Source organism: Methylobacterium sp. AC315 (genome assembly GCF_979253755.1).
On the sequence record NZ_CEEDEA010000035.1, the window covers coordinates 1 to 25,678 of the forward strand.

Annotated in this window: 18 protein-coding genes and 6 pseudogenes; 9 read left to right on the top strand and 15 right to left on the bottom strand. The window is 61.7% G+C overall.

Going from position 1 to position 25,678, the window contains the following annotated elements; translation table 11 throughout:
• Window positions 1-182: 182 nt before the first annotated feature.
• Window positions 183-1,262, bottom strand: coding sequence for an IS630 family transposase (locus AC0IY0_RS27180; RefSeq protein WP_471766220.1), 1,080 nt, complete (start codon window positions 1,260-1,262; stop codon window positions 183-185).
• A gap of 424 nt (window positions 1,263-1,686) precedes the next feature.
• Between AC0IY0_RS27180 and AC0IY0_RS27185 the strand changes: the two genes are divergently transcribed.
• From AC0IY0_RS27185 to AC0IY0_RS27195, 3 genes are all read left to right on the top strand, one after another.
• Window positions 1,687-3,504, top strand: coding sequence for a ShlB/FhaC/HecB family hemolysin secretion/activation protein (locus AC0IY0_RS27185; protein ID WP_471766221.1), 1,818 nt, complete (start codon window positions 1,687-1,689; stop codon window positions 3,502-3,504).
• Window positions 3,505-3,545: 41 nt separating this feature from the next.
• Entirely contained in the window at window positions 3,546-7,850 is a 4,305-nt protein-coding gene (locus tag AC0IY0_RS27190) for a two-partner secretion domain-containing protein (protein ID WP_471766222.1), read from the top strand.
• 223 nt (window positions 7,851-8,073) lie between these two features.
• Entirely contained in the window at window positions 8,074-8,679 is a 606-nt protein-coding gene (locus AC0IY0_RS27195) for a glycosyltransferase family 2 protein (protein WP_471766223.1), read from the top strand.
• Between the two features lie 57 nt (window positions 8,680-8,736).
• Here AC0IY0_RS27195 and AC0IY0_RS27200 read toward each other — a convergent pair.
• From AC0IY0_RS27200 to AC0IY0_RS27235, 8 genes and pseudogenes are all read right to left on the bottom strand, one after another.
• Window positions 8,737-9,074 (bottom strand): annotated as a pseudogene (locus AC0IY0_RS27200) (integrase core domain-containing protein); the annotation flags it as partial.
• 44 nt (window positions 9,075-9,118) lie between these two features.
• On the bottom strand, window positions 9,119-9,268 hold the full coding sequence (locus AC0IY0_RS27205; protein ID WP_471766241.1) for a transposase domain-containing protein: 150 nt from the start codon (window positions 9,266-9,268) through the stop codon (window positions 9,119-9,121).
• Window positions 9,260-10,623, bottom strand: a pseudogene (tnpC, locus tag AC0IY0_RS27210) (IS66 family transposase); the annotation flags it as partial. The pseudogene tnpC and the gene AC0IY0_RS27205, both read right to left, overlap by 9 nt.
• A gap of 102 nt (window positions 10,624-10,725) precedes the next feature.
• Window positions 10,726-11,073 (bottom strand): IS66 family insertion sequence element accessory protein TnpB, encoded by a 348-nt coding sequence (gene tnpB / locus AC0IY0_RS27215; protein WP_147941977.1) that lies wholly within the window; start codon window positions 11,071-11,073, stop codon window positions 10,726-10,728.
• Complete coding sequence (tnpA, locus tag AC0IY0_RS27220) at window positions 11,070-11,483, bottom strand: IS66-like element accessory protein TnpA (protein WP_471766224.1); 414 nt, start codon at window positions 11,481-11,483, stop codon at window positions 11,070-11,072. The genes tnpB and tnpA overlap by 4 nt, the downstream gene beginning before the upstream one ends.
• A 198-nt stretch (window positions 11,484-11,681) precedes the next feature.
• A pseudogene (locus AC0IY0_RS27225) lies at window positions 11,682-12,284 on the bottom strand (DDE-type integrase/transposase/recombinase); the annotation flags it as partial.
• A gap of 119 nt (window positions 12,285-12,403) precedes the next feature.
• A pseudogene (locus tag AC0IY0_RS27230) lies at window positions 12,404-13,623 on the bottom strand (IS256 family transposase).
• Window positions 13,592-14,182, bottom strand: coding sequence for a helix-turn-helix domain-containing protein (locus tag AC0IY0_RS27235; protein WP_471766225.1), 591 nt, complete (start codon window positions 14,180-14,182; stop codon window positions 13,592-13,594). Before AC0IY0_RS27235 ends, AC0IY0_RS27230 begins: the two are co-directional and overlap by 32 nt.
• Before the next feature lie 61 nt (window positions 14,183-14,243).
• Between AC0IY0_RS27235 and AC0IY0_RS27240 the strand changes: the two are divergent.
• Window positions 14,244-14,645 (top strand): annotated as a pseudogene (locus AC0IY0_RS27240) (transposase); the annotation flags it as partial.
• Window positions 14,646-14,959: 314 nt separating this feature from the next.
• On the opposite strand, the gene AC0IY0_RS27245 reads toward AC0IY0_RS27240, so the two are convergent.
• Window positions 14,960-16,249: a transglutaminase-like domain-containing protein gene (locus AC0IY0_RS27245; protein WP_471766226.1), complete on the bottom strand. Its 1,290-nt coding sequence runs from the start codon at window positions 16,247-16,249 to the stop codon at window positions 14,960-14,962.
• 75 nt (window positions 16,250-16,324) lie between these two features.
• On the opposite strand from AC0IY0_RS27245, the gene AC0IY0_RS27250 reads away from it, so the two are divergent.
• From AC0IY0_RS27250 to AC0IY0_RS27265, 4 genes are read left to right on the top strand one after another with little or no spacing between them, the layout of a single operon-like run.
• Window positions 16,325-17,107 carry a hypothetical protein gene (locus AC0IY0_RS27250; protein ID WP_471766227.1) on the top strand — a complete coding sequence of 261 codons (783 nt, stop codon included), beginning with the start codon at window positions 16,325-16,327 and terminating at the stop codon, window positions 17,105-17,107.
• A complete protein-coding gene (locus AC0IY0_RS27255; protein WP_471766228.1) occupies window positions 17,104-18,126 on the top strand; it encodes a glycosyltransferase family 2 protein in 1,023 nt (340 codons plus the stop codon). Before AC0IY0_RS27250 ends, AC0IY0_RS27255 begins: the two co-directional genes overlap by 4 nt.
• A complete protein-coding gene (locus tag AC0IY0_RS27260) occupies window positions 18,123-18,662 on the top strand; it encodes a hypothetical protein (RefSeq protein WP_471766229.1) in 540 nt (179 codons plus the stop codon). The genes AC0IY0_RS27255 and AC0IY0_RS27260 overlap by 4 nt, the downstream gene beginning before the upstream one ends.
• Window positions 18,659-18,955, top strand: coding sequence for a lipoyl domain-containing protein (locus AC0IY0_RS27265; RefSeq protein WP_471766230.1), 297 nt, complete (start codon window positions 18,659-18,661; stop codon window positions 18,953-18,955). The genes AC0IY0_RS27260 and AC0IY0_RS27265 overlap by 4 nt, the downstream gene beginning before the upstream one ends.
• Here AC0IY0_RS27265 and AC0IY0_RS27270 read toward each other — a convergent pair.
• Window positions 18,942-20,315, bottom strand: coding sequence for a hypothetical protein (locus tag AC0IY0_RS27270; protein ID WP_471766231.1), 1,374 nt, complete (start codon window positions 20,313-20,315; stop codon window positions 18,942-18,944). The two genes, AC0IY0_RS27265 and AC0IY0_RS27270, sit on opposite strands and share 14 nt — an antisense overlap.
• 128 nt (window positions 20,316-20,443) lie before the next feature.
• Between AC0IY0_RS27270 and AC0IY0_RS27275 the strand changes: the two genes are divergently transcribed.
• The gene (locus tag AC0IY0_RS27275; protein ID WP_471766232.1) at window positions 20,444-20,794 is read left to right on the top strand and encodes a hypothetical protein; all 351 of its coding nucleotides are present in this window, start codon (window positions 20,444-20,446) and stop codon (window positions 20,792-20,794) included.
• Between the two features lie 109 nt (window positions 20,795-20,903).
• Here the strand turns inward: AC0IY0_RS27275 and AC0IY0_RS27280 are convergent.
• From AC0IY0_RS27280 to AC0IY0_RS27295, 4 genes and pseudogenes are all read right to left on the bottom strand, one after another.
• Window positions 20,904-21,480: pseudogene (locus AC0IY0_RS27280) on the bottom strand (transposase); the annotation flags it as partial.
• A gap of 280 nt (window positions 21,481-21,760) precedes the next feature.
• Window positions 21,761-22,255: a papain-like cysteine protease family protein gene (locus tag AC0IY0_RS27285; protein ID WP_471766233.1), complete on the bottom strand. Its 495-nt coding sequence runs from the start codon at window positions 22,253-22,255 to the stop codon at window positions 21,761-21,763.
• Between the two features lie 364 nt (window positions 22,256-22,619).
• Window positions 22,620-23,120, bottom strand: coding sequence for a DUF4399 domain-containing protein (locus AC0IY0_RS27290; RefSeq protein ID WP_471766234.1), 501 nt, complete (start codon window positions 23,118-23,120; stop codon window positions 22,620-22,622).
• 72 nt (window positions 23,121-23,192) lie between these two features.
• Complete coding sequence (locus AC0IY0_RS27295) at window positions 23,193-25,268, bottom strand: SUMF1/EgtB/PvdO family nonheme iron enzyme (protein ID WP_471766235.1); 2,076 nt, start codon at window positions 25,266-25,268, stop codon at window positions 23,193-23,195.
• Window positions 25,269-25,678 lie beyond the last annotated feature (410 nt).

Here is a 25,678-nt window from a genome sequence, read left to right on the forward strand (position 1 = left end):
CTGGGCCAGCGCCTGACCGATCTTGCGGCGGCGGACCAGGCCTTCCAGCCGCGCGCGCTCATCTTCGGTCAGATCAAACTCGGCCGGCTTGGGACCACGGGCCATCGCAGAAACCTCCTCGCGGACGTCCGGCAGATGGCTCTCGACCCCCAAAACCGCAAGGGAACCTCTAACTCACTCCACTAGTGGTGCGAGTCTAACACTTGGTGCCCGCGCTTCGCGGCCTGGATGATGCGATCCGGGTCGGCGGTCCAGACGAAGGGCTTCGGGTCGCCGTTGCTCTCGGCGATGAAGCGTTTGATGGCGGCCTGCACCTCGATCAGCGATCCGAACACGCCGCGTCGGAGCCGGCGTTTTGCGAGCTTGGCGAAGAAGCCCTCGACGGCATTGAGCCACGAGGCTGAGGTCGGGGTGAAGTGGAAGGTCCAGCGCGGGTGGCGGCCGAGCCAAGCACGGACCTTCGGGTGCTTGTGGACGGCATAGTTGTCCAGGATCGCGTGGACGATCTTGCCCTCCGGAACCGCCGCTTCGACCGCGTTGAGGAAGCGGATGAACTCCTGATGTCGGTGGCGCTGCATGCAGCGGCCGATCACCTTGCCCTCCAGCACGTCCAGAGCGGCAAACAGGGTCGTCGTCCCGTGGCGCTTGTAGTCGTGGGTGCGCGTCGTCGGGTAGCCCGGCTTCATCGGCAACGGGGCCGGCGTGCGGGCGAGCGCCTGGATCTGGCTCTTCTCGTCGACCGAGAGGACGACGGCATGAGCGGGCGGATCGACGTAGAGCCCGACGACGTCGCGCAATTTGGCGGCGAAGGCTGGGTCGGTGGAGAGCTTGAACTGCCGGACCCGATGCGGCTGTAGGCCGTGGCCCCGCCAGATCCGCTGCACCGACGAGACGCTGATGGCCGCGGCCTTGCTCATGGCGGCGGCCGTCCAATGCGTGGTCTCGCCGGGCGGATCTCCTTGCGTCAGAGCCACTACGCGCGCCGCCACCTCCGGCCCCAGCGGCGGGATGCGCGCCGGCCGCGTCTTGTCCCGAAGGAGTCCGTCGACGCCCTCCTGCGCGAAGCGGTCCTGCCAGCGCCAGACCACCGTCTTGGACACGCCTGCCTCACGCATGATCGCGTGCGTCCCGAGTCCATTGGCACTCAGCAGCGCGATGCGGGCGCGCCAGACGTGCTTCTGCGACGTGTTTCGATCCGCAACGAGTGCTTCGAGCCGAAGGCGATCCGAGGTTGAGAGCGTGAAAGATATACCACTGCGCATCCCGCTAGACTCGCAGGGTGGGCCTCAAACCGAAACCCCACACGGACTCAACCGTTAGGGCTCAACCACTAGTAGCCCTAAAAGCTTCCAAACTCCCGGGGGAATCACACCCCCTTCCGTGGCATGCCCCAGCGTGAACGCAGCTCGCCAGAGTCTGTTAAGGGCCCAGTAGATGTGGCCGATTAGACACGACCTTGCTACTTCGGCTTTTTGCGTCCGAAAACTGACTTAACATACGTCGAATATACTGTACAAAAATGACCGATCAGAAAATCGTCTATACGCAGGCTCGTTGGAAAATGGTATTAGTCGACAATGAATTGGATCATAGGAAAGAACGCTCACGCCAGTGCGTCGGTGAATTTTTATAAATTGATCGTATAACATATAGATCTACGTGTATTAATGATCACAGCACTATTGGTTGCTTGAAGAACCCGATAAAAACTCTGAGCTCCGTACAATGCGCGATCACTTCCTAACCCGATTCAATGAGATTGTGCGAAACGCGCATCATGCGCGCCCGGCATTTTTAGGCGCGGCTGTTCTTTGTGCTAGCATTGGCTATGCGAAAGCTCAGACGGCAAGCCAGATTACTCCACCAAGTTTTAGCCCTCCGCAAATCCGATCCGGCAATACTCTCGCGTTTTCTGGGCAGCCTGGTTTGGCCGCGCCGGCAGGGGCCGATCGCCTAAGTGTGCGCTTATCCGGCGTCGACCTTGAGAATGCGCCCGCTGGCTTCGATGGCCCCATCCAGGCTCTCCGATCGCGGCTTGTCGGACGCCAACTACCCGCCTCCGAAATCTTCGCTGCCGCACGCGATTTGGAGGCAGCGCTGATTGCCTCGGGAGCCGTGCTTACCCGTGTCGTTCTACCCGCACAGCAGCTCAACAATGGGGGTCGGCTGCGGCTGGTCGTCGTCAATGGCTACATCGATAAGCTCGATTATCGCAACGTTCCTGATCCTGTTCGTAGTCGCGTTTCTGCCCTCCTCGAGCCGCTGATCGGGCGCCACGATCTACAACTCGGTGAAATCGAACGTCGCCTCCTCCTTGCCGGCGACACGCCCGGCGTAGGACTTCGCTCAACCTTGGCCGCTAGCACTGCGCAAGGTGCTACGACCCTCATCATCGAAGCACTGTACAAGCCCATCACAGGCTTTTTCAGCGGCGACAACACGATCGGCCGCCCCCTCGGCGGATTTTCGATCGGCGGCGGCTTCGACCTCAATACTCTACTGGGATACGGGGAATCCATCTACTTTCGTAGCTTTGGTTACCCCGGACAGAGCGATGCGCGCGGGATCGGCGGGTTGTTCAGCGACGATCCGCGCCTGCGGACTTTCGCCGGTGGCTTTATCCTTCCTCTCGGCACGGACGGGATGACCTTCAATTTTGAGGCTACTAAAAGCCAAACATCACCACGATTGAACAGCGGCATTCAAACCATAAGTGATTTCGAGCGCTACTCCTTTCGTTTGCGCTATCCATGGCTGCGCAGTCGCGCTGCGAACTTCTCCACCGAGCTTGACTTCGACGCCACACGCGAGGCGCTCGGATTTGTGTTGCCCTCGACGATCGCACCTTTGAGTCTCGACCGAGTTCGAGTGTTCCGGCTCAGCGGCATTGGCGACATGCGCTTCGACAACGGCGGTCTGCTCGTCGCCACAGGCGCGCTATCGCTCGGCGTGGACGGCCTGGGCGCGCGTAGTGCGGCCGACGCGACTCCAATACTGCCGCTGTCTCGCATCGGCGCCGACGCGCAGTTCCAGAAATTTGATGCACTCGTCAGCTACTCACAACCGCTCTCGGATACATTCGTCTTGGGAGTCTACGCGCGAGGGCAAACATCATTTGGCCAAGCCCTCGTTCGCAGCGAGCAGATCGGTTTCGCTTCGTTTCAGGAACTTTCAACCTTCGATGCCGGCAGCCTTGGTGGCGACAGCGGTTGGGTGGTGCGAACCGAGCTTTCCGCACCATTCAGCATGGCGCCGCAAGGTCTTCCGCTTTCGATTGCTCCATACATATTCGGCGCAACTGGGGCCTTATATCTGGAAAGACCTACAACGCTCGAACGCGCTCGCTTGTATGTCTCTGCTCTAGGACTAGGAGTGCGCATGTTGACAATACCCGAGCCTGGCGGCACTCAAACCTCACTGACCCTCGAATTTGGTCGTCGCTTTCGAGACGATACACTACCTGACGCCAATCGTTTCACAGTCGTTGGCGCCGTTCGCTTCTGATTGCCGCTCAGCTAATCAATTTGCGTCTCACGAGATCGTCGATGAACCCGAATCTGAAGCCCCTGATCCAGGCCCTCCTGACCGGCACGGCTTTGACGAGCCCGCTCAGCGCGATTGCTGGTGAGCTTCCGCATGGCGCAAGCACTGTCTACGGTACGGTCGGTATTAGCACGCCTTCCGCGAATCAGATGACGATTCAGCAAAATACCTCGACCGCTATCGTAAATTGGCAAGGTTTTTCGATCGGTAACGGCAGCCAGGTCACTATCAATCAGCCATCTGCGTCGGCGGCAATTCTCAATCGCGTAACCAGTTCGACACCCTCAACGATTGCGGGTCAGCTCACCGCTAATGGCCAAGTTTACCTTGTTAACCCGAATGGTATTGCAATCACTTCAAGCGGCACGGTTCAGGCAGGGGCCTTTGTAGCGTCATCGCTGGATATCTCCGACCAGGACTTCAAGGCCGGCAATCGAGTGTTCCGTGGAACAGGTCAGTCTGCGTCGGTGACGAACGCCGGCAGCATCACAGTCGCCAGAGGAGGTTATGCAGCGCTACTCGGCGGCCGTGTAGAGAATTCCGGTCTGATCAATGTGCCCATGGGCAAAGTTGGGTTAGGCGCCGGTGAGCAGGTCACGCTGGACCTCTCAGGCGACGGCTTCATGCAGGTGGCAGTGCCGTCGCGCCCAGACGGCTCATCGACGGCGCTCATCCAGAACAGCGGAAAGATCAAGGCAGCTGGCGGCACCGTGGTGATGCAGGCGGCTACCGCCCGTGATGCTGCCCGCAACGCGATCAACCTTTCGGGGATAGTCGAGGCCCGAAGCGTCAGCGGCCGAAACGGTGCGATCGTGCTCGGTGGCGGTGATGGGGGAGGGGTGACGATCACCGGTCGCCTGGACACCTCTACTCGGGCGTCGAGCGGTCATCAGGGCTCCAGCACGCGGCATGCGGCCCAGCCAACCCGCGGCGGCACCATCACCGTGACGGGCAACGACGTCCGGCTGACGGGCGCGACGTTGCTGGCCAACGGAACGGCAGGTGGCGGCACAATTCGGGTTGGGGGAGACTATAAGGGCGGCGGTGCTCTGCAGCGGGCGAGCACCACGACGGTGGATGCGGCGACCACCATCAGCGCGAACGCAGGTCAAACCGGCGACGGTGGCAATGTGGTAATCTGGTCAGACCAGATGACTCGCTTTGCCGGGACGATCCGCGCGACGGGCGGATCTCAGAGCGGCAATGGTGGTCAAGCGGAAGTCTCCAGCCACGGCGTTCTAGACTACGCCGGTACGACGGTGCTGACCGCCGCGCATGGCGCGATGGGGACGCTGCTGCTGGACCCATACAACGTCACGATCCGCGACAACTCCGGGTCAAACTCGAGCGCCAGCGCAGGCTTCACAGCGACTGGCAACGACTCAGTCGTCGATCGCGGGGTGCTTCTGACTGCACTGGGCACGGCCAACGTGACCGTTTCGACCAGCAGTTCGGGGTCTCAGGCTGGCACGATCACCTTGGCAGTCAACTCGCCGCTAAACTGGTTGTCCGGTTCCACGCTGACACTGAATGCGGCCAGCAACATCGCGCTCAACAGTTCGGTAACCGCACAAGCCGGCGGCCTAACGCTAGTTTCAGGTGGCACGATCACCGCGCTCGATACCGTGGCGGTGGCGCGCTTCACACTGAACAGCGGCAACTGGGTACAAAATAGCGCGACGCTGCCCGCGTTCAGCGCGGGCGACTTCCGCATCGACGGCGGCTCGTTCCTGCGTGTTGCAGGGGGGCTCGGAACTGCGACTAGTCCTTACCGTTTGGTGGACGTCTACGGCCTTCAGGGTATTGGATCGTTCGGTTCATCGGGTAGCACAAGCGGAGCAGGATTTTCGAACGGGAACTACTATCAGTTGGCGAACAATATCGACGCCTCTGGAACAGCGAACTGGAATAGCGGCGCCGGTTTCGTGCCCATCGGTTCCGGGCCGGGGTCAAGCGGATCAGGCTCTTCGTTTGCGGCGAGCTTCAGCGGTCGCCTTGATGGACAAGGGTACAGCATTGACCGGCTAACGATCAACTCTGCCAACCCGTATGTCGGCCTGCTCGGCTACACAGCAAATGCTACGATCCAGGACCTAAACCTATCGAACGCGAGGATAACGAATTCGCTTAACGACGGGTCCACAAATTCCTATACGGGCGGCTTAGTTGGATATTTTGAAATCGTTTCCGGCTCGCCAAACCCTGCCGCGGCAATATCCAGGACGAGCGTAAGCGGGACCGTTAATGGGGGCAGCGGCGAAGGCAACTATACGGGCGGACTTATTGGGTACAATGCCGGCGCCGTCAGGCAGTCTAATACAACCGTTGCGGTTATCGGCGGCAATATCAATGGCGGTGGCGGCAGCGCCAATTTTACGGGCGGCCTGGTGGGATATAACGGCGGCACCGTAGCGCAGGCTTATTCCACCGGCAATGTTACAAGCGGTTCCATCAGCAGCAGCAGTAGTAGCTTCAATTACAACTACACTGGTGGCTTGATTGGATACAACGACTCCTCGGTTACACAATCATATGCGACGGGCAATATTATTGGTGGTGGTAATTACGGTTATACAGGCGGCTTAATTGGTTTCAATCTCGGGACAGCTACACTGGCCTACGCTACTGGCATCGTTCAAGGCAGCGGTACTTTTAATAGTTATACCGGAGGTCTGATCGGAGAGAATGACGGCGCAATCACTCAAGCTTATGCGTCTGGCGCCGTTACAGGCGGGAGCAGCAGTTTCGCGGGAACAGGCGGTCTGATCGGGTATAATGGGGCATCCGGAAGCGGCGTCGCCACAGTCACACAGGCTTATGCGACCGGCGCTGTTACAGGCGTTACAGCTGGCACGAGTGGCACAACCGGTGGTCTGATTGGATATAACATTGGCACGATTCAGGCGTCTTTTTGGGACACCCAAGCTACTGGTCAATCCCAAGCAGCCGGAAACGTCAGTAATCTCACAGGCGCGACTGGGCTGACAACCGCGCAATTTCAAGACCCCACCTATTTCGTGCCACGCGCTAGTGCGCAGGGCTGGGATTTTCGCACCACTTGGTCGCCCCCGGAGTCCAATACCTCTTATCCGCAGCTCTACAGCATCAATCGTGTAATCTACGTTGCTGCGAATGATGTCAGCCGGCCAGCAGGACAGCCGAATTCTCCGTTCGGCGGAACTGTCTACGGCGGGCCCGGCGTATACGTGTTTGATACCTCAACGAACACTGCGACGGCGGCTAACCTCTTGACGTCGTCAGCTACTACTGGGAGCCCGGCTGGAACTTACGCGATCACACCGATCTCCTCTTATACCAGCCCGGGGGGGATCCAGTATCGAGTGTCTGGCACGGGGCCAATTACATCAGTCCAAGGTTCGGCAACGGCGGTGACGTTGAATAATCAGGCTGGTACGCTGACGGTCACTGCGGTGACGCCGACGCCGCCAACGCCTGTCACGCCGCAGCCGCCGACACCTATCCCGCCGCAGCCGCCGACACCTATCCCGCCGCAGCCGCCGACGCCTGTCACGCCGGAGCCGCCTGTCGCGATGCTGCCGCCGACGCTTGTCACGATGCAGGATCCGACGCCTGTTGTTGTGCAGCCGGCGCCGGTTGTGCCGTCGTCCATCGCGTCGATGCCTGTTGCCACTCCGCAACCTTTCAGCGCTGCTTCGCAACCTGTACTGGCAGGTCTTCTGCGCAGTCCGGCGGTCACACCGATCATCCAGGGACTGCTGCCCAACTTTACAGCGCCGAGCCTGCTGCTCGGCGACGTGATCAATCTCGTCGGCATCCAGGGCGATATCACGCTGGGTGGCGGCGGTCCAACGCTGGGTACCGGCCAAGCTAACTCCGGTGGGCCGACGCTCGGGACAGGAGAGGGGAGCAGCACCGTCGAGTCCGGCCGGAAAACGCTGTCGGCTATCGAAGGCGCAACGGCGACGCTTGAAGCGAAGGTTGCAACGTGTGACCGAAATAGCGGTTTGAGTGGGTACACGTCCTGTGTTGGCTCTTCTCTAGAGAGTTTTGCTGACACATTAGACCTACAGGTGCGGCAGCTCCCGCCGGCCTTCCGCAACCTCCCTGCAGTCATTCGTCAGGCGGCGCGTCAGGTCCGGGCAGCTCGAACGGTCACTGAAGCTCGCGCGGCCGTCAGAGTCGCAGTCGTTGCGGTACGTAAAGCTATCGCGCTACTGCGAGCGGACGAGCCTGCAGTCGCCGGCATTCAAGCTCGACAGGGTCAAGCCATCGTGTCAGCGCTACGCAGCGTTGATACGCGTCTGTCCCGGGCAGTCGGCTTATAGTGTTCGCAGAAGAATGGGGCTGACCGAGGATGCTCGTCGGCCAGCCCCTTTAGATTGGAGCTTCTAAAAAGCAATAGTCTGCTTTTTTGTTTTCAACGCTTATCTATAAAGCCACTTATACACGAGCCGTTAACTATCATTACGCTTAAGAAATCCCGTTTTCGTGTGTCGAGAAATTTTATATTGACATCCGAATCATCTATGAATGACTGAGTAGCATAGGATGCAGCAGGCGCAGTCTCGCCCCCCCTCTGTAGCAATTTGCATTCCATCTGGAGCAACAGTTCATGCTGATTTTGCTCTGTGCCTTGCAACGATGGTCCATACGCTTGGTCATATCCCACTGGGATTTATATCGGCAAAATCTGCTATTGTTGCAGATGCCCGAAACATGGGAGTTGATTTTGCGCGTAATATAGGCGCAGAATTTATATTATTCATCGACAGCGACATCATTTTTCCCCGTGATAGCTTGCAGCGCCTTTTACAGAAAAATCTAGACGTAGTCGGAGCAACTTATTCGCGACGGACTCCTCCAATCCAAGCATTAGGTGTGATTAGCCCGAATCAGCCACTGGACGCACATGCCGGTTTACTTCTCATGAACCGTATGCCAGCCGGATTTTTGCTCGTCCGCACGAGCGTGTTCGAAGTTCTTGCTCGGCCGGTCTTCCGTTTCCGTCCTGACGAGAGTACCGGGACGAATATTAGCGAAGATTACGATTTTTGTGATCGGGCGATTCGGGGCGGTTTTAAAATTTGGTGCGATCGCCAGCTTACTCAAGAAATTGGACATATCGGACAGCAAATATTCACTACAAATATTTAATCTCGTTTGAGATTGCTCCAAGTACTAATATATTTGAAATATTTTCATATCTTGCGCTTAATCTTCTGATGTGGTGATACAATTGAGTGTCATGCTGTGAGAAACGCGCAAAATGTTTGGTCCCGGGATTTGGTGGAGCGGGTTTGACCTGAAGCGATCGGGCTCGGCGGACCATGCTTTGCAGATGGCTTCGTAGGGCGTGAAGCCACGCAGGGTCTTCAGGCGGCGGCCGAAATTGTAGGCGCTGACGAAGTCGGCAGATGGGCGCGGAGCTGCGCGTGGCTGTCATAGTGGTAGCGCTTGACCGTCGCGTCCTTGATCGTGCGGTTCATCCGCTCGACCTGCCCATTCGTCCAGGGATGCCACGGCTTGGTCAGGCGATGGTCGATATCGTTGGTACGCCTACGGTGAAGGCCGCAGTTGTACTTCCGACGGGGCATCAGGCTGCGATCTGCCGGGGCTGAGGCTGGGTCCAGTTCCAGGGCAGAAGGTCGTCAAGACGCCGGGCGGGATGGTCGGGCAGACGCCTGAGCACATCGGCGAGCCAGGCCTGCGGATCGATGCGATTGAGCTTGGCGGTCTCGATCAGGGTGTAAAGGGCAGCCGTGCGATGGCCACCCGCATCCGAGCCGGCGAAGGTCCAGTTGCGGCGGCCCACCGCGATGGGACGGATTGAGCGTTCTGCGGCGTTGTTCGAAAGGCAGATGCGCCCGTCGTCGAGGAACCGGGTGAAGGCGATCCAGCGCTTGAGCAGGTAATCGATCGCTACTGCCGTGGGCGCTTTGGCCGAGAGCCTGGCGCGGTTCTCCCGCAGCCACGTCTCCAGGTCGGCGACGAGAGCAGCCGAGCGGGCGCGGCGGTGCGCGCAGCGTTCATCGGGGGCAAAACCATTGGCGGCGCGCTCGATGGCGAAGATCGCATCGATCCGCGTTACCGCCTCGATGGCGATCGGAGCCTTCTTCAGATCGGCCAGCTCGAAGAACTTGCGTCGGGCATGGGCCCAGCAGGCCGCCTCGCGGATCGGACCCGGCTTGCGGCCGGGTTCGTACAGCCGGCCGAACCCCGAGAAGGCATCCGCCTGCACGATGCCGTGGAAGTCCCCGAGCCAGGTCTCGGCATGGGCGCCGGAGCGGTCGGGAGAGTAGAAGTAGGCCGCCGCCGGCGGCTCGGGTCCACCGAAGGGGCGGTCGTCGCGCACCACCGTCCAGAGCCGGCCCTGCGGGTCTTACCCTTGGCCAGGACCGGCACCGGCGTATCGTCGAGATGGAGGCGCTCGGCTCCCCGGACATGGGCCTCGATCCGGGCGACCAGGGGCGACAGGGCGGTGGTGACGGCCCCGACCCAGCCGGCCAACGTCGAGACGTCGATCGGCACGCCTTCATGGGCGAAGCGCTGGCTCTGACGATGCAGCGGCAGATGCAGGCCGAACTTGGCCATCATCACCTCGGCCAGGAGGTTCGGCCCGGCCCGACCCCGCGGGATCGGATGGAACGGAGCCGGGGTCTGCGTGATGGTCTCGCAGTCGGCGCAGGAGAAGCGCTCGCGCACGTGCTGGATCACCACCCAGCGCGCCGGGATCCGCTCCAGGGTCTCGGTGAAGTCCTCGCCGAGGTGGCGTAGGCGTGCCCCGCCGCAGCAGGCGCAGGTCGTCGGGCCGGGATGGACGATGCGCTCGCGCGGCAGATGCTCGGGCAGGGGCCTACGAGCGGGCTTGCGCCGGGAGGAAGTGGTGGCGGCATGCGCCTCGGGCTCGGCGGCCGCCTGCGCGTCCGTCTCGGCCAGCGTCTCCTCCAGATCCTCCAGGGCGAGTTCGAGCTGGTCGATCCGGGCGCTGCGTTCCGAGGAGGCCCCGAAGCGCTCCCGTCGCAACCGGGCGACCTCCAACTTCAGCCGTTCGACCGCGATCTCGGACACGAGCCGCGCTGCCCGCTCGGCCAGGATCATGGCGTGGGCGGTGGCGAGATCGGTGGGAAGCGGCGGGGGCTCGGACGCGTTCGGCACGCCCGAGAGAAGAGCATATTGCTCAGCCTTTGTAACGCGTTATCCTCATCCGACCGCACTCGGACGCCAGCTCTCCTGCGGCATCCGCCAGTCGATGCCCGAGAGCAGGTAGCCGAGCTGCGCCGTCGAGATCGTCACGGCACCGTCGGCCGCGGACGGCCATAGGAAACGGCCCCGGTCGAGCCGCTTGGTGTAGAGGCACGCGCCCTGGCCATCGTGCCAGATCACCTTGATCAGGTCGCCGCGCCGGCCGCGGAACACGAACAGGTGCCCGGAGTGGGGATCGCGCCTCAGCGTCTCCTGGACGATCATCCCCAAGCTGGAAAAGCCCTTGCGCATGTCGGTGTGGCCGGTCGCCAACCAGACCCGCACGTTGGCCGGCAGCGGGATCATCGGCCCTCCAGGGCATTGAGCACCCGACGTAGCGCCGCGGCATCGACGTCCCGGTCGACCGTGAGACGCCGACCGCCGCCGAGATCGATCTCGATGACGCCGCTCTTGCGACGAAGCCGGCGCGGCGGCGCTGGAGCACGCGGATCATCCGACTGCGCAGCGGGAACAGGAAGTGACGGCTCTGGGGCGATCGCGACGGGCACGAGGACCGGGGCCTGCGCGTCCCCGCCCAAACGGCCCTCCCGCGCCTGACGCCGCCAAGTGAACAGCAGGCCTTGGGCGATCCCGTGCCGGCGCGCCACCGAACACACCGACACGCCTGTCTCAAACGAGGCTTCGACGATCCGCGCCTTGTCATCGAACGACCAGCGCCGCCGCCGTTCGGCATTCTCCAGGAGCTCGACCCGCATCACCCCGACCCGCCGACCTTAACGCCAGCATTAAGGTCAGGCTTCAGCGCAGAGCGCGATGCCCTCGACCGCGGCCCTCACCGGAGGCGTACTATCGTTGCGGGCGCAGGCGGACTCGAAGCTGTGAGCTCGGAATGTCTCGCCGGCCGCGATCGCCTCCTTGATGATGGAGGCGGCCGAGGCAACGTTGCCGGGTGTTGTGAAGTGGGTGCCGTTGTCGGTGAGCATCGTATGCACCTTGTAGGGCACGGCCTCGATGAGATGGCGGAGGAAGTCACCCGCAACCCGCCGTGTCGCCTTCTGATGGAGCTCAACGAAGGCGAACTTGGTCGTGTGGTCGATGGCGACGAGCAGGTAGAGCCGCCCTTCCGCCGTGTGGACCTCAGCCAGATCGATGTGGAAGTACCCGAGCGGATAAGCGTTGAAGCGCGAGCGCTTGGGTTTGTCGCTGTCGACCTCCGGCAATCGGCTGATGCCGTGGCGCTGCAGGCAACGATGCAGCGAGGAGCGGGTCAGGCGCGGGATTATCGCCTGGAGCGCGTAGAGGCAGTCATCGACCGGCAGGAGCGTATGACGGCGAAAGGCGACAACGATCGCCTCGTCCTCGGGTGACAGCACCATCGAACGCGGATCCTTCGGCCCCGTGCGCTGGTCGGCGACCGAGGTCCGCTGCCTCCACTTTGCAACCGTCTTCTGGTTGATCCCATAGCGCTTCGAGAGTGCCCTCAGGCTCGCTTGACTATGCTGGATCGCTCGACGGACTGCCTTGTATCTTTGAGTTGCCCGCTGGAGTGAAGCCAGTGAGGCTACAAGGTAAGGGTCAGCCCGTGTTTGCCTAGGGTTTTCTAAGCCCGCGACAGAGCAAGGTGCGGCCCTCACGGGACTATCGGAAATTCCGTGTGTGAGCGGCGGGTTGAACATCAGGCCGCCATGGCCCGGGTGAAGCGCTCGCCGAAGATGACGGCGAACTGCGCCTTGGCCATGACCCACTCACGCGGGCCCATCTTCCACGCCTTCTCGGAGCGGTTCAAGACCAGGTAGAGCAGCTTCAGCGCGGCCTCGTCGGTCGGGAAGTGGCCCCGGGCGCGCACAGCCCGGCGCAGCGTGGCGTTCAGGGCCTCGATGGCGTTCGTGGTGTACAGGATCCGCCGGACCTCGCCCGGGAAGGCGTAGAACGGGACCACCTCGCCCCAGGCCCGCCGCCAACTCTGGGCGATGGCCGGATACTTCCGGCCCCACTCGCCCGCCTCGAAGGCAGCCAAGGCCGTCTCGCCGGCGGCGGCATCGAGCGCACGGTAGATCTCCTTCAGCGCCGCCGCCACGAGCTTGCGGTCCTTGTAGGAGACGAAGTCGAGGCTGTGGCGCAGGAGGTGGACGATGCAGGTCTGGACCAGCGCCTCGGGGAACACCGCCCGGATCGCATCGGGGAAGCCCTTCAGGCCATCGACCACGGCCAGGAGCACGTCCTCGACGCCGCGGTTCCTGAGCTCGTTCATGACCCGCAACCAGAACTTGGCGCCTTCGTTCTGCTCCAGCCACAGGCCGAGGATCTCCTTGGATCCGTCGGCGCGCACGCCGAGCGCGATATGGACCGCCTTGTTCCGGACCACACCCTCATCGCGCACCTTGATCCGCAGGGCGTCGAAGAACACGATCGGATAGACCCGCTCCAGCGGCCGGGCCTGCCAGGCGGCGACCTCCTCCAACACCGCGTCGGTCACTGCGCTGATCAGGTCGGGCGAGACCTCGATCCCGTAGAGCTCGCGCAGGTGCCCGACGATCTCCCGGGTGCTCATGCCGCGGGCGTACATCGACACGATTTGTCGTCGAAGCCGGGGAAACGGCGCTGATAGCGAGCGATCAGCTGCGGATCGAATGTCGCCTGTCGGTCACGCGGGATCGCAAGCTCGATCCGACCGGTCTCGGTCGTGACCGTCTTGCGACCATAGCCGTTGCGCGTGTTGCCGGCCTCCTCGCCCGCCAGATGGTGGTCCATCTCGGCGTTGAGCGCACGCTCGGCCAGGGCCTTCTTCAGTGCGTCCAGTAAGCCGTCGGACTCGAACGCCGTCTTCGGATCGGCCCCGGCCAGGAGCTGGTCCAGGATCGCGTCAGGGACGTGGGGTGCTTTGCGTCGTGCCATCGGGAACCTCCTTCGGATCCACTATGGCCGCCTCCACACGAAATTCCTGACAGTCCCGGTCCTGGGCGTGATGGCGCGGGCGGGCGGAGAGCTTGCGGTAGCCCAAGGCTCGCAGGACCCGGCTCAGCGTCTGCTCGGACACCGACACCCCGTAATCCTCGAACAGGATCTGGAGATCGACCAGCCGCCAGCGCACCACCCCGTGGGCGGCCGGCATCGGCCCCTGTTCGATCAACGCGCGCAGCGTCTCCCGCTGCTCGACTTTCAAACGCGGGCGGGCCCCAGGCGCCTTTCCACCGATCAGCACATCCGGACCGTGCGCGTTGAATGCCACGACCCAGTCCCGCACCGTCTGAAGCTCAACCCCGCCGAGAGCGGCAGCGGCCGAGCGCGAGCCGCCCGCATAGATCGCCGACAAAGCCAGCAGGCGCCGCGTTTGGGCGGGATCACGGGCGCACCTGGCAAAGGTGCGCAGACCGTCAGCGTCAAAGTCTGACCGCAGCGGTACTGGAGCAGCCATGACATCCTCCTCGGGCTCCAAAACCGAAGATAGAATCACCCCTCAGCCGCTGATGCTACCCCGTGAGTCCCGCTTAACGAGGGTTGGTATAAGTTACGCCTACCTGTGTCCGGCGGGTGAGACGCGGTCTCATCGCTGCACCACGGTGGAGAATGGCCTGACGCTTCATTGTTACTTGATGAATGCTTGCTCGGCCTGTCTGCTGAAGGCGGACTGCACGACGGGCAAGGAGCGCCGGGTGAGGCGTTGGGAGCACGAGGACGTGCCGGAGACCGTGCAGCGCCGATTGGCCGGTGATCCGCTGGCCGTGCGGGTCCGGCGCGAGACGGTCGAGCATCCCTTCGGCACGCTCAAAGCGCGGATGGGTGCCACGCATTTCCTGACCAAGACCCTGCCGCGTGTCTCGACCGAGCTGGCGCTTCAGGTCCTTGCCTACAATCTAACGCGGGATCTCAACATCCTGGGGAGCCGGAGGCTTCTGGCGGCGATCCCACCTGAGTGAGGGCTCGGATCGTCCGCCGAATAGCCCTGAAAGCTGTCCGGGAGGCGCCTTCAATCAAAAACTGACCGTCCCCCGACCTTCAGGACCCGCTCGACGTGATGAGTACCCCCTTCTCGCGAGACTGGGACGTCACCCAACCGCAAAAGCCCTCATCTCCGAGTTTTGACAGTGCCTGGACCCATGGTATCCGCCCGGACCGCCGTCGTCGCTTTTCGAGAGCAGCCATTGATCCACGCAAAGTGGGAGAGAACCACCAAACCGGTGGAGGATCACAAATCTCGCGGCTCCGGTCATATTCCTTCCTCGTCGCCAACTTAGTCAATCCGCTTGAAGGAAACGAGATCGCTATAGTACGTGCGGTCTTCCGTAGCCGCACGGTAGGTCGTCTCGACGCTGTCGCCGCACCGGCGCATCAACACCTGCCAAGGCGGGATCAGGCGGCCAGTGACGAGCCCCGTAAATTGGGTGGGGAGGCACTGCGTCCTCATGCGATGATCGGCATAACCAAAGAAGTGGTCCGCCCATGCGGCATCGCGGCCTGCCGACGACAATTCCCAGGCCATCAGATCATACGACCGCCATCGGCCCGGCGGGACATAAGCTTCGATCCAGTAGTGATAGCTTGGGTAGTGATCGTAGAGCAGGTATCCGCTGACGATACGCGCCGGAATACCCATGGCGCGACAGAGTGCAACGAATAGGGCGGATCCGACGTTACAGTCCATCGCACGATGGTCGAGCGCCCACCCGACGCTCGACCCAGCTAGCGCCACCGCGCCGTAATCGACGCTCTCAAAGACGAAGTTGCCGAGGATTAGATCCCAGAGGGCTCGGATTGCCTCCTCCGTCTCGGGAAAGCGCACCTGCATGCGACTGGTTATCTCACGCAAGCGTGGAATGTACTGCGCGTCACCCGCGTCATGCTCGAGATAGCGCCTGAGATCGTCCGGCCTCAGTGCTTCGACGCCGTTCGCACCGTCGCTGGCGAATGACGTGAACTCCGTCACGAGATCGAGCGCCACGGAGGGCGCACCCGTCGCGATTCCGTGCGCTCCGACGCGGGTGGGATCCTGCATAATCCGAAGGGTCGAATCCGCCTGCGCAGCGATTTTCAGAGTGATCCCTCGGCACCACGCACTCTCGATCGGCCGCGGCAAGCGCAGGCGGAGCGGGTCACCCGCTTTCAAGCTCGTCGTGTCGAACCTCCGTCGAAGCTTCACGCGATAGCGCCTCGCCCCCGTCTCGCGGGGAGGGGGTACGGCAAGGGACTCGTCGCCACCCCCGTTCCACACGCGCAGACGCTCAGTCGCGACCCAGTTCCTCTCCCAGAAGTCATTCCCGCCGGCGAGGCCGAGCCTCCGAATCGTGTTGATGGTCGCGACAGAATCGAAGAGGCGATGACCTGTCGGCGTGACGGCGAACCGGATGCCCGCCTCCACCGCTGCCTCGATGGCCGACCGAGCGCGGTCGCGAATCGCCTCGTCGCCCGCTTGGCCATCAGCGCCGCCCTGCAGCGCGAGATGTTCTACGAGCGCGGCCTCCGGGACCGTTTTATAATCTTCGGACCGCGTACGTTCCACGACTTCAAAGTCTGACACGGGCATTGTCACCTCCCATCGGGTGCAGTAGCTCTTCCATCAAAGCTGGGGTCGCAACAATGCTTGCATGGAGGTCAGTGCTTGCCTAGGCTAACGCTCGTCCTCAAGGGTAACAGCGATCTGCGTGATTCTCTATTCGGCTATAATGGCACCGGCGCCGCATGGAACGGCATCAACGAGATCGTCCGCCCCGCCTTTCCGAGTTGGCGGGTACGTCTCGTCCACGAGACGTTGACGCGATCCGACGCCCTCCTAGTAGCGGCCGGGCGGCCTGACTCCCTCCACGACGACTGCTTCGCGGAGCCTTACGACGCGCGAAGCCAGTTCAGCGCTGCGCTGTTCACCACCCCGGCGGATGCCTTCATCTTGTCGATTCAACCGGACGTCACGATGCGCCTCGTGCGGCACCGGTCGGAGGGCTACCTGTTCTTCCCAGCACCAAATTTGTCGCCTAACGCGAGGCGGTGGCTGAGAGAGCATTGTGAGCCGACGGATCTCCTCGACCCCGCGACATCGATGGTCGCGCTGGCCGCGATCGTCGGTCGGATCAGACGGTCCTCGCAAGCCCCGATCCTCATCTACAACCTTTCGTCGGCCCTGTTCGGAGAGACCGTCCACCGCTATGAGGGACCGGAAGAACCCCTGAGCGAGCGGATCCGGCGCTTCAATCTGCGCTTGATCGACCTGTCCCGGGAAACGGGCATTTCCGTGGTTGATGTGGACCGGATCCTCGCCCTACATGGCGCCGCCGTGCTGAGACGGGACCCGTTCTGTCTGAACGCTGCTGGAAGCCGCCTCGTCGCTGAAGAGGTCGTGCAGATCCTGTTCGTGCTCGGCTGCTTCTCGCGCAAGGCGAGCGCATGAGGATCAGCATCGTCATTCGCACCTGCAACGAAGCAGACCGGTTGCGGCTGACGCTCGCGTCTCTCGTCGACCAAGACGGTGAGCCGGAAATCATCGTTGTCGATGACGGCTCGGCCGATCATTCGCGGAACGTCATCGCGCAAGCCGAGCCGCGACTGCGGCTTCGAACGGTCACGCACGCGCAGCCGCACGGCCGTTCGGCGGCATCGAACCTCGGAGCGGCAGCGGCGAGCGGCGACACCCTGCTCTTTCTTGACGGCGACACCCTGGCTGCCCCCTCGCTCGCAGTGCATCATGCCGCGCTTCATCGCGCCGACGCGATGGTGCTCGGACGAGGCGAGACATGGCACCTGCGATGCACGCGCTTTCTCAAGGACCCGGAGACGGGCGAACCTCGTCTCGGCGAGGAGGCCCGGGTTCCGAGCGACCCCGTCGCCCTCGCGCGTCTTCGGGTGACGCGCGAACAGGTCTTGAGCGAGTTCGGCGCTATAGAGGCGCGCGCGCAGCCGGGGATTTATCCGGGCTACGGTCCGAAGCGCCTCTATGAACTCGAGATGGACGCCCTGCGCAACCATCCCGATTGCGACGTGCTCTGGGCTGCTTCAAGTGGCAGCAACTTCTCCGTGCCACGCGGGGCTTTCCTCGACGCCGGCGGCTTCGATCCGTCGCTCGACAACAACGAGCACCGGGAACTCGCCCTGCGCCTGTGTAAGCGCGGGGCCAGGATGAGGCCGGCGGAAGGTGCGCGCACCTACCATCTGACCCACCGGTCAGGCTGGCGCGATCCGTTGACAGACGACGGGTGGGAAGAAGTCTTTTACCGCGCGCACCCAATTGCCGCGGTACGGCTCCTGCGGGAGTTTTGGTGTTCGATCGGCCCCGAGGACCGCGGTCGCGCGCGGCAGCGGATTCCAACGTTGCCGGCGCTCGCGGAGGCTGCGCAGCGGCAGGCCATGGTGGAGCGTTCGGAATGCAGCGCGCTCGCGAGTGAGCCTCAGGACAGGATCGACCCCTCGTGATCCGGTTCGTGGAAGCTTACGCCCTCGACTTCGAGCGGCCAGTGATGGCAGTCGCAGCGCAGCATCTCGGAACGCTTCTCTCCGCGTCGTCAGGCCGACCTTGCCGCGTCGACCTGCGACTGCGCGACACCGCGGATGGAATAGGCAGCGACGGCGCGGCCGTTATCATCTCGCCGATGCGCTACCTGCGCGAGGATTTTCCTCCCGACAACATCGGCGCGATCATCGGCGCACAACTCGCGGCCCTGTCCGAAATGGGATGTGCCGTCATCGCGATCTCGACGATCTTCGCCCTCGCCGACCGCCGCGAGCCCGTCTTGATCCGGCGGATCCGCGCACTCAACCTCCTCGCGCTTCGCCTCTCGCAGCGGACTGGCGTCCTCGTAGCCGACGTCGATCGGGAGCTGTCCCTTCTCGGAGGACGCGATCTCGGAACGGATTACCGAATCGAGAGTTCAGCTGCGCGGGAGCGCGCGGGCCAAACCATCGGGACCGTACTTTTCGAAGCCGGTCGCGGCACGAGAGGCCTTCTATGATCTACCACCTCCTGGTTCCGGATTCGATCGAGAACGCAAAGGAGGTCCGCATTCTCGAATGGCATAGGACAGTGGGCGCATACGTGGAGCCAGACGATCTCCTCGTTGAGTTTGAGACTCACAAGGCCGTGTTCGAGGTGCGGCTCGCGCGTGCGGCCTATCTTCGCGCGATCCTGTGCGAGGACGGCGCGTGGTGCCCATTGAGCGGCACACTCGCCGTGCTGAGTGGGGAGGAGGCCGAGCCACTCGACGGCGAGGCTGATTCGGCGTCAGCACTCTTCAGCATCGGTTGATCTGCGCGCCGTCGGCACGTCGCACACCCCGGACGCCCGCGGCCTCCATCCGATAAAGAAGCTCGGCTCTTAATTCGCTCTGGAGCAGGTTGGAGTGATGGATGCTGTCGCTCGCGTGAGCGAGGATTCCTAGCTTCGCCGCGATCATGTCGGCGTCCACAACGTGCAGGTTGTGGTTGTCCGACAAGTCGGACAGCATCAAATTGAGTTCGCGCGAGCGGACCGCGGCCAGTGTTTCCCCAAGCGGCTGATCGAATATCGCGTAGCTCAGGATGTTGTCGCCGACGCGATGAGAGACGCTGTTGATTACGAAGACGCTTGTTTCTGGCCCGACCGCGCGGAGCAGGGCGGCATAGTGCTCCATGACGTCGTCTACGTTGCTCTGGATAATTTCGAAATCCGTCCTCAGCCAGTCGCGGAAAGCGGGGCTGAGCTCATGTACGCGGAAGTCGTAGAGGCTTAATGCGTAGCCGAGCCGCTTGTGCCGCGCCATGAAGCGAACCTCGGTATCGAGTGAGAGCAACACGGCATCTGGTCGGGGGGCTTGGCGAACGCCAAAGCGCGTCAGGAGCGGCGGCCGCTCACTTAAGGGGGAACGCTGCAAGGCGCGCAGGAGCGCACCCGCGAAGATCCAGTCCTGAGGGGCCAGCTGAACGCGGCCCACCCCCAAGGCGCGGGACAGGTCATCCGCGATCGCGGCCCGATCCGCGTTGGTGCGGGTGAACTGCTCGACGACGATCCGTGCGGACGGAATAAGAGGCTCGTCTTGAACCCAGGTGACGAGCGCTGGTGTTCCGACCTGACCGAGCAGTTCCGCGCTCGCCCGGTGCTGGCCGCGCACCAAGCCCGAATGCTCGCAATTGCCCATCGCGACGATGGACGTCAGCGGCGCGTCCATCTCAACCCTCCACACGCGCGTGGCGTCGTACCATCCGGTCATCAGACCCGTACGCACCTCGGCGAGCTCCGTCATCCTATCGCCCATGACGAGCGTCAGTGTGAGTGCCTCGGCGTCGTGACCGGCCTCGCTTGAAAGAGGTAGGAGGAAACCGATGACTTCAGAGGCGCGCCACTCCTGGAACCGCAGCTGTTCGAGCAACCCGCTCTTCAGGTGGCCGTCGCCCCGGCGGACTCGACCGGCGCGGGGCGGGGCCAGGACAGCGAAGAAGTCGCGGACCCGGAACGGCGCCGCCGCCGCTGCGGCCTGATCGGCCGCGGTGAGGATGCTGAGATTGCAATAGGCGACGGGTTGGCCGGCCGCGCAAAGCTGGCCGTCCTCGCAGAGCCAATTCAAGGCCGAGCGCATGACCACCATGCCGGGAGCGGCGAACGGGCCGAGCACAAGGGCAGTCTCGCGCATTGCAATCTCGTCCGCGCAGGCTGCGCCCATAAAGACCGAGGCGGGTGGCTCCAGCAATGGACATGTACGACGGCCGAGGTCGCTGCTATCATAATGGGAGACGCCCGTCAGCCGAGAGCGGTTCGAAAATGCTGCTCGACTTACGCCTACGCGCGATCCGGCTTCCGCCAAACGTCGCAACGGTCGTAGAATGTTACGTTCGCGCCGGTGACGAGATTCGCCCCGGTTCGAAGATCCTCGACCTGCGGGTTGACTTCAGCGGCGGAGCACAACTCGATTGCCCGCCAGTGGCTTACTACCGTCTCATCGCTCGCGAGTTCGGGCTCGTGTCTCGGATCGTCCCGGCCGTCTCCGATGCCCTCCCGGTCGACGCGACGCTCGCCGTATTCGAAGTCGTCGATCGCGCAGACGTGCAGGCGGAAGGCTTTCGCTCCATCCGTTTCGACATCGTCGGCTTCATCCATCAAGAGCAATGGTAGGGGTCGAGCGGCTCGCGCAGTGCTTCGCGTGGCCGATCGCGCAAGGCGAACCTCCACGCTGACCAGGGACGCGCGAGATCGTCGAACTCGTTCAAGGGTTAGGATTCAATCAGCACCAAAAGGCTATAACGGCGGGGAGTGCGATGGCTGAAGCGCAGTTGCGCGCGAACTCGTGGTAACGGGTCGCGATGCGGCGAAGGTCCTCGAACCGGTTGAAGGTCGCCTCGATGCGCCAGCGCTCGCGGTAGCGGCGCTCGTCATGGCGGATCCGCCGCTTCCAACCGCGCTTGCCCGGGATGACGGGCGTGATGCCTTTTTCCCGCAGTCCGCGCGCAGCGACTCTGCGTCCTAGTCCCTCTGCGGCCGAGCGTCGAATCCGACCGCGGGCCTCTGCCAGCACAGTGGGCACGGTCGTCATGGCGCTGGCATTGCCCGGTATCAGGACCAAACGCCGGGACGGCCGAGCACATCAGTGAACGTGTGCACTTTGGTCGTCGGGCCGCTGCCCAGGGGACCGATCGCCTGCATCTTGGTCCCTCCTTTCGCCGCTGTGAGCCGAGCGGTGCGCCCGAGCGTCGGTACTGACGATGGCGCCTGCCTCGCCTGCGCATCCGGCCTCGCCAGCACAGCGAGCGTAGCATTCCAGAATCCCGGCGAGGCTACTTGTTGAACTGGTTATCGACTGTGATGCGATGCTCTTACGCGGCTGAGCAAGCGGACAGCACCGAATCCATAAACCGGGGTTCATGCTAAGCAGTCATGCAAACCGATCCGGGGCATGAATGATCCCATGCCCGCCCTACTCAGAGCCATGACCAGTGCGAAGCCGTTGCGGATTTTTGTATAACGACACCCAAAGTATGGCCACCGCGATTTCAGACTTCTCCGAGCTCAAGGTGACCGTTTTCAGTTCATCAGAATTACCTGCTAATGTTTGTCCATCATAATTATCTATTCCCAAAATCTTTAGGCAGGCGCATTGAGTCGATAAAGTACCGGAAGGTTGAGCCTGCTTCGGATAACTTCCAGTTCAGAAACAGACATCCATTTAGGAAACGGCTGGCTTCCGTCTGGATCGGCAATCATGAGCTTGTCCGCCGCTATACCAGCAACGACAACCACGTGACCGCCCTGCGGGAACAGTCCAGCTACCCACAATGGCCCCAACTTTCCTATGTAATTCCCGTAATCTTCTGCGCTAAATCCACCGCTGAAGTACGATTGATCTTTGTGAAGGCCGACTTCATCGGCAAATTCTTTTACGCCGTTTTGAGCCAAGCCTTCATCTGCCATGTACCTAATTAACGTAGAAAGATTAGAGCTGGTATTAACAACCGACATAACAACACTTCGATAAGACAAAACCATCTGCGCCGAAGCATACCAACAGCTCATGCTTTTGTCTTGCCTGATGCGTTTGACCTGAAGCGTAAGATCGGTTTTTCGTGGTGCGAGTGGCATTGTCCTGTCCCTTTTTAAAAAAGTTTTCCACGCGAAACACCAAACCCCATGCAGACCAATCGACAGGAATTTAAAACTTAAGCAGACAGTGATTTTTGCTCGCGTTAAACCTTTAATCGGAGAATTAGCGCTTATGCCATTTTGAACAGCTTATCAATCCACGCCCGCGATACGGTCGCATAGTCGCTCGCCCATCGCCTCGACCCCTGGTGAGATCGCAGGCCCCGTGCGTGGATCGGGACGGGTCGAGCGCGTGATCAGCGCGGCGGGCGGCATAATCGCATGGCGAGTGATCGCCCCAAGCAGCAGGGGCTGTCATAGACGCCGCGCGGCGACAGGTCAGCGACCATGGCTTTACCGCCTCTCAAACCCTTGAACGACGGTGGGCGCGCCGCTTCTTTCGAAGCGCTTGGGGGGGGACGACGGTAATTTGGATCTTCTGGGATTGCACGGAAGGAGAGAACGGCCGGTGCAAAGCATCGCCCATGACGAGCTGCACGGTGTGTTGGCCGTTGGGCAGGTCGATGCGTGTCTCGGTCTGGCCGCCGCCAAAGTGCAAGTGCGTCTTGTCCGCCGGAAGGGGTTCACCGGCGACGATCGCTTCTTTCGCATCGATCAACAGGTGATGATGTCCTGCGTTTTTTGCGCCGCTTCCCGCCTGCGTCACGCCCATATTGCGAAGACCGAACTGCACCGTCACCGGGCTTGTGACGCGCGCACCGGGCTTCGGTGAAATGATATAGACCGCGGCATCTGGCGGCGCAGCCGTCGAGGCGGGCGCTGAGGAAGCCGCAGGTCTTTCAGGTGTAGTCTGAGCCATGGCTGACCAGCCGATGCCGACCAGTAACACGACCGCGAAGGCCAATCTTGCTCTCATCATCGTCTCCTTCTTGAGCCTTGCGCGGGAAGCTCGATTTGCGTCGATTCGCCCTTAGGCTCAGAAATCCCGGACAACACGAATTCCATTGCCGGGGTACCGGACCGTCGGATCGTAGGAGTCACGGCTCGTTACACGCTCGGCTTCGGCCCGGCTTCGCCAAGTGCCGCCCCGGAGCACGCGCTGCTTGCAGTTCGCAGCATTCCACGCGCGTCCATCATTTGGAGCGCCGCGATAATTTTTGTGCCAACAATCGGACATCCACTGAGCGACAAAGCAGGTCGTGCCCGTGATACCGAAAGCGTTTTCCGGAAAGGCAGCGGCCGCCGGCGACGCGGTTAGTGAAGATGACTCTGCACTGCGGCACGGCGCCATCTCGCTCTGAAAGAGATCACCCCACCAAAAGCGCGTACGCGTGCCGCCGCGAACGGCATATTCCCATTCTGCCTCGCTCGGCAGGCGATAGCTCTTCCGCGTGGCATTCGCGAGCCAGCGGACGTATTGCTGCGCATCATCCCAACTAATATTAGCAGCGGGTTGGTCCGAGGTGCCTTCAGCTTTCATCTCGCACGCGCCTGCGGATTGGCAGGCGTTCCATTCGGCGACCGTGACCGGGCCTCGGCTTATCAGGAATGCCGGGATATGAACTTGGTGCACCGGCCGTTCGCTCGGATCGGCGGTGCTTCCCATGCTGAAAGCCCCCACTGGGACTTCGACCAGAGGCGGGCAGGCGATGCAATCCCGCTTGTTCCGCCCGGGCTTCATTGTTTGATCGAAAGCCATGTCCCGCGATGGCGCGGATGTCGGTGCGGGAGCGGGAGCGGGAGCGGGAGCGGGAGCGGGCAACTCGGCCTGACCAGTTCTGGCCACACGAGTGTCTGGCGCAATGGCCGCAGGCTTATCTATCCTCGACGGCGGCTCTGCCTCAGCGATCTCCTGATTATGCTCGACCTCTGGCTGGATGATCGCCCCGGCCGACGGCTCTTTCCCCAGCGCAGAGGACTGGGGCAGCGGCTCCTCAAACCGCGCACCTTGCGAATGCGCAGGCTCACTCGTGCGTTTGGTCTCCGGCGTCTTCCGGTTTCCCAGAGGAGCCGCATCGCTTGAGCGCGGCGACACCGGGGCGAGGGAGCCGTTGGCTACCGACTCGGTGTCGACGCCACGCGTCATTCCATACCAGCCTGCGAAGCCAGAGCAGACGAGCCCGAGGCCTGCCGAGATCAGGGCCCCCCATCGTCTCGTCGTTAGCCCGACAAATTTGGCGTGCTTAGGCGGTCCGATGCTGCCGAGTTCCTGATTTGCCGTAAGTTCCAAGATCGTATCCGGACGTTCGGACGGATCCGGCTGAAGCATACGCGTGAGGATCTTTCGAATCCTCGGATCGACTTTGTCGAGATTGGGGACCGTTTGGCGGCGACGCAACATCTCAACCTGTGTGCCGCCGAGATCCAACGGGGTGCCAATCAACGCCGCCGCAAGCGTCAGGCCAAAACTGTAGATGTCAGATTTTGGAGTAACTTTTCCGCCGTGCAAGCCGAGATGCTCCGGCGACGCATAGTTGAATTTTCCGGCAAAACGATCGGCGATGATCGTTTCGTTTCTATGATGATCGCGCGCAATACCAAAATCGATGAGCTTCGCGCGGCCAGGATCCGATCGAGGCAAGATGATATTGTCCGGCGAGACATCGCGATGGGTTATACCGAGCCTATGCACCGCGTCGAGGCCCGATCCGATTCTGTTGAGTAGAACTAAGACGGCCTCAGCGCTCATGGGCCCGTCATTGATCAGATCTGACAGAGACGGACCTTCGACATACTCCATCGCTAGGTAGGGTCGTCCGGTTTGAGGGTCGATCGAAAAAATAATATGCTTGACGATTGCCTCGTGTGAAATCTTGCTCAGTGTACTCGCTTCCTTTCTGAGCAACCCGACCAAGCTCTGGTCGCGAGCAATATCAGCCTTTATGATCTTTACGGCAACGATCTCCTGTGCTTCGAGAGCCCGTGCGCGATACACATGCCCCATTCCGCCTTCGCCAATAAGTTTCTCAATCTCAAAGATGCCGTTGAGCCGCGTCCCCGCAGTGAGGTTCAACGAACTATTTGAGTGCAATGGAACAACTGTCTCAACCACAGGACGCCTCTGCCAATCGCCGTTACCTCAATTCGAACATGGACAACATGGATCAGAATTTATTTTTTCTCGCTCAGTTCGGAATATGTATTTAACAATTGAAACTTAAATCTTCGACATTCATGCCGATCGATCGTCTAATCGCAATGAATATACTGACGCATTTTCTTATGATCCGTCAAGGCTGTATTTGAGACCATTCCCTCTCCGTTCTGACAGTGATGGATTGGCATTGGGGACCAGCAAGGCGCTGAGGGTAATGGTGCGGCTCACTAATGCGGGTATGTCGACGATCCAGCTCTTGGCCCCGGGCGACCTCAGAATCTGCGCAAGGTGCATCGAGGCCGACTACGGATTTGAGGCTGCTCGGACATGGATAGATATTTCGCTGACCTGACGGGCTGGCTTTG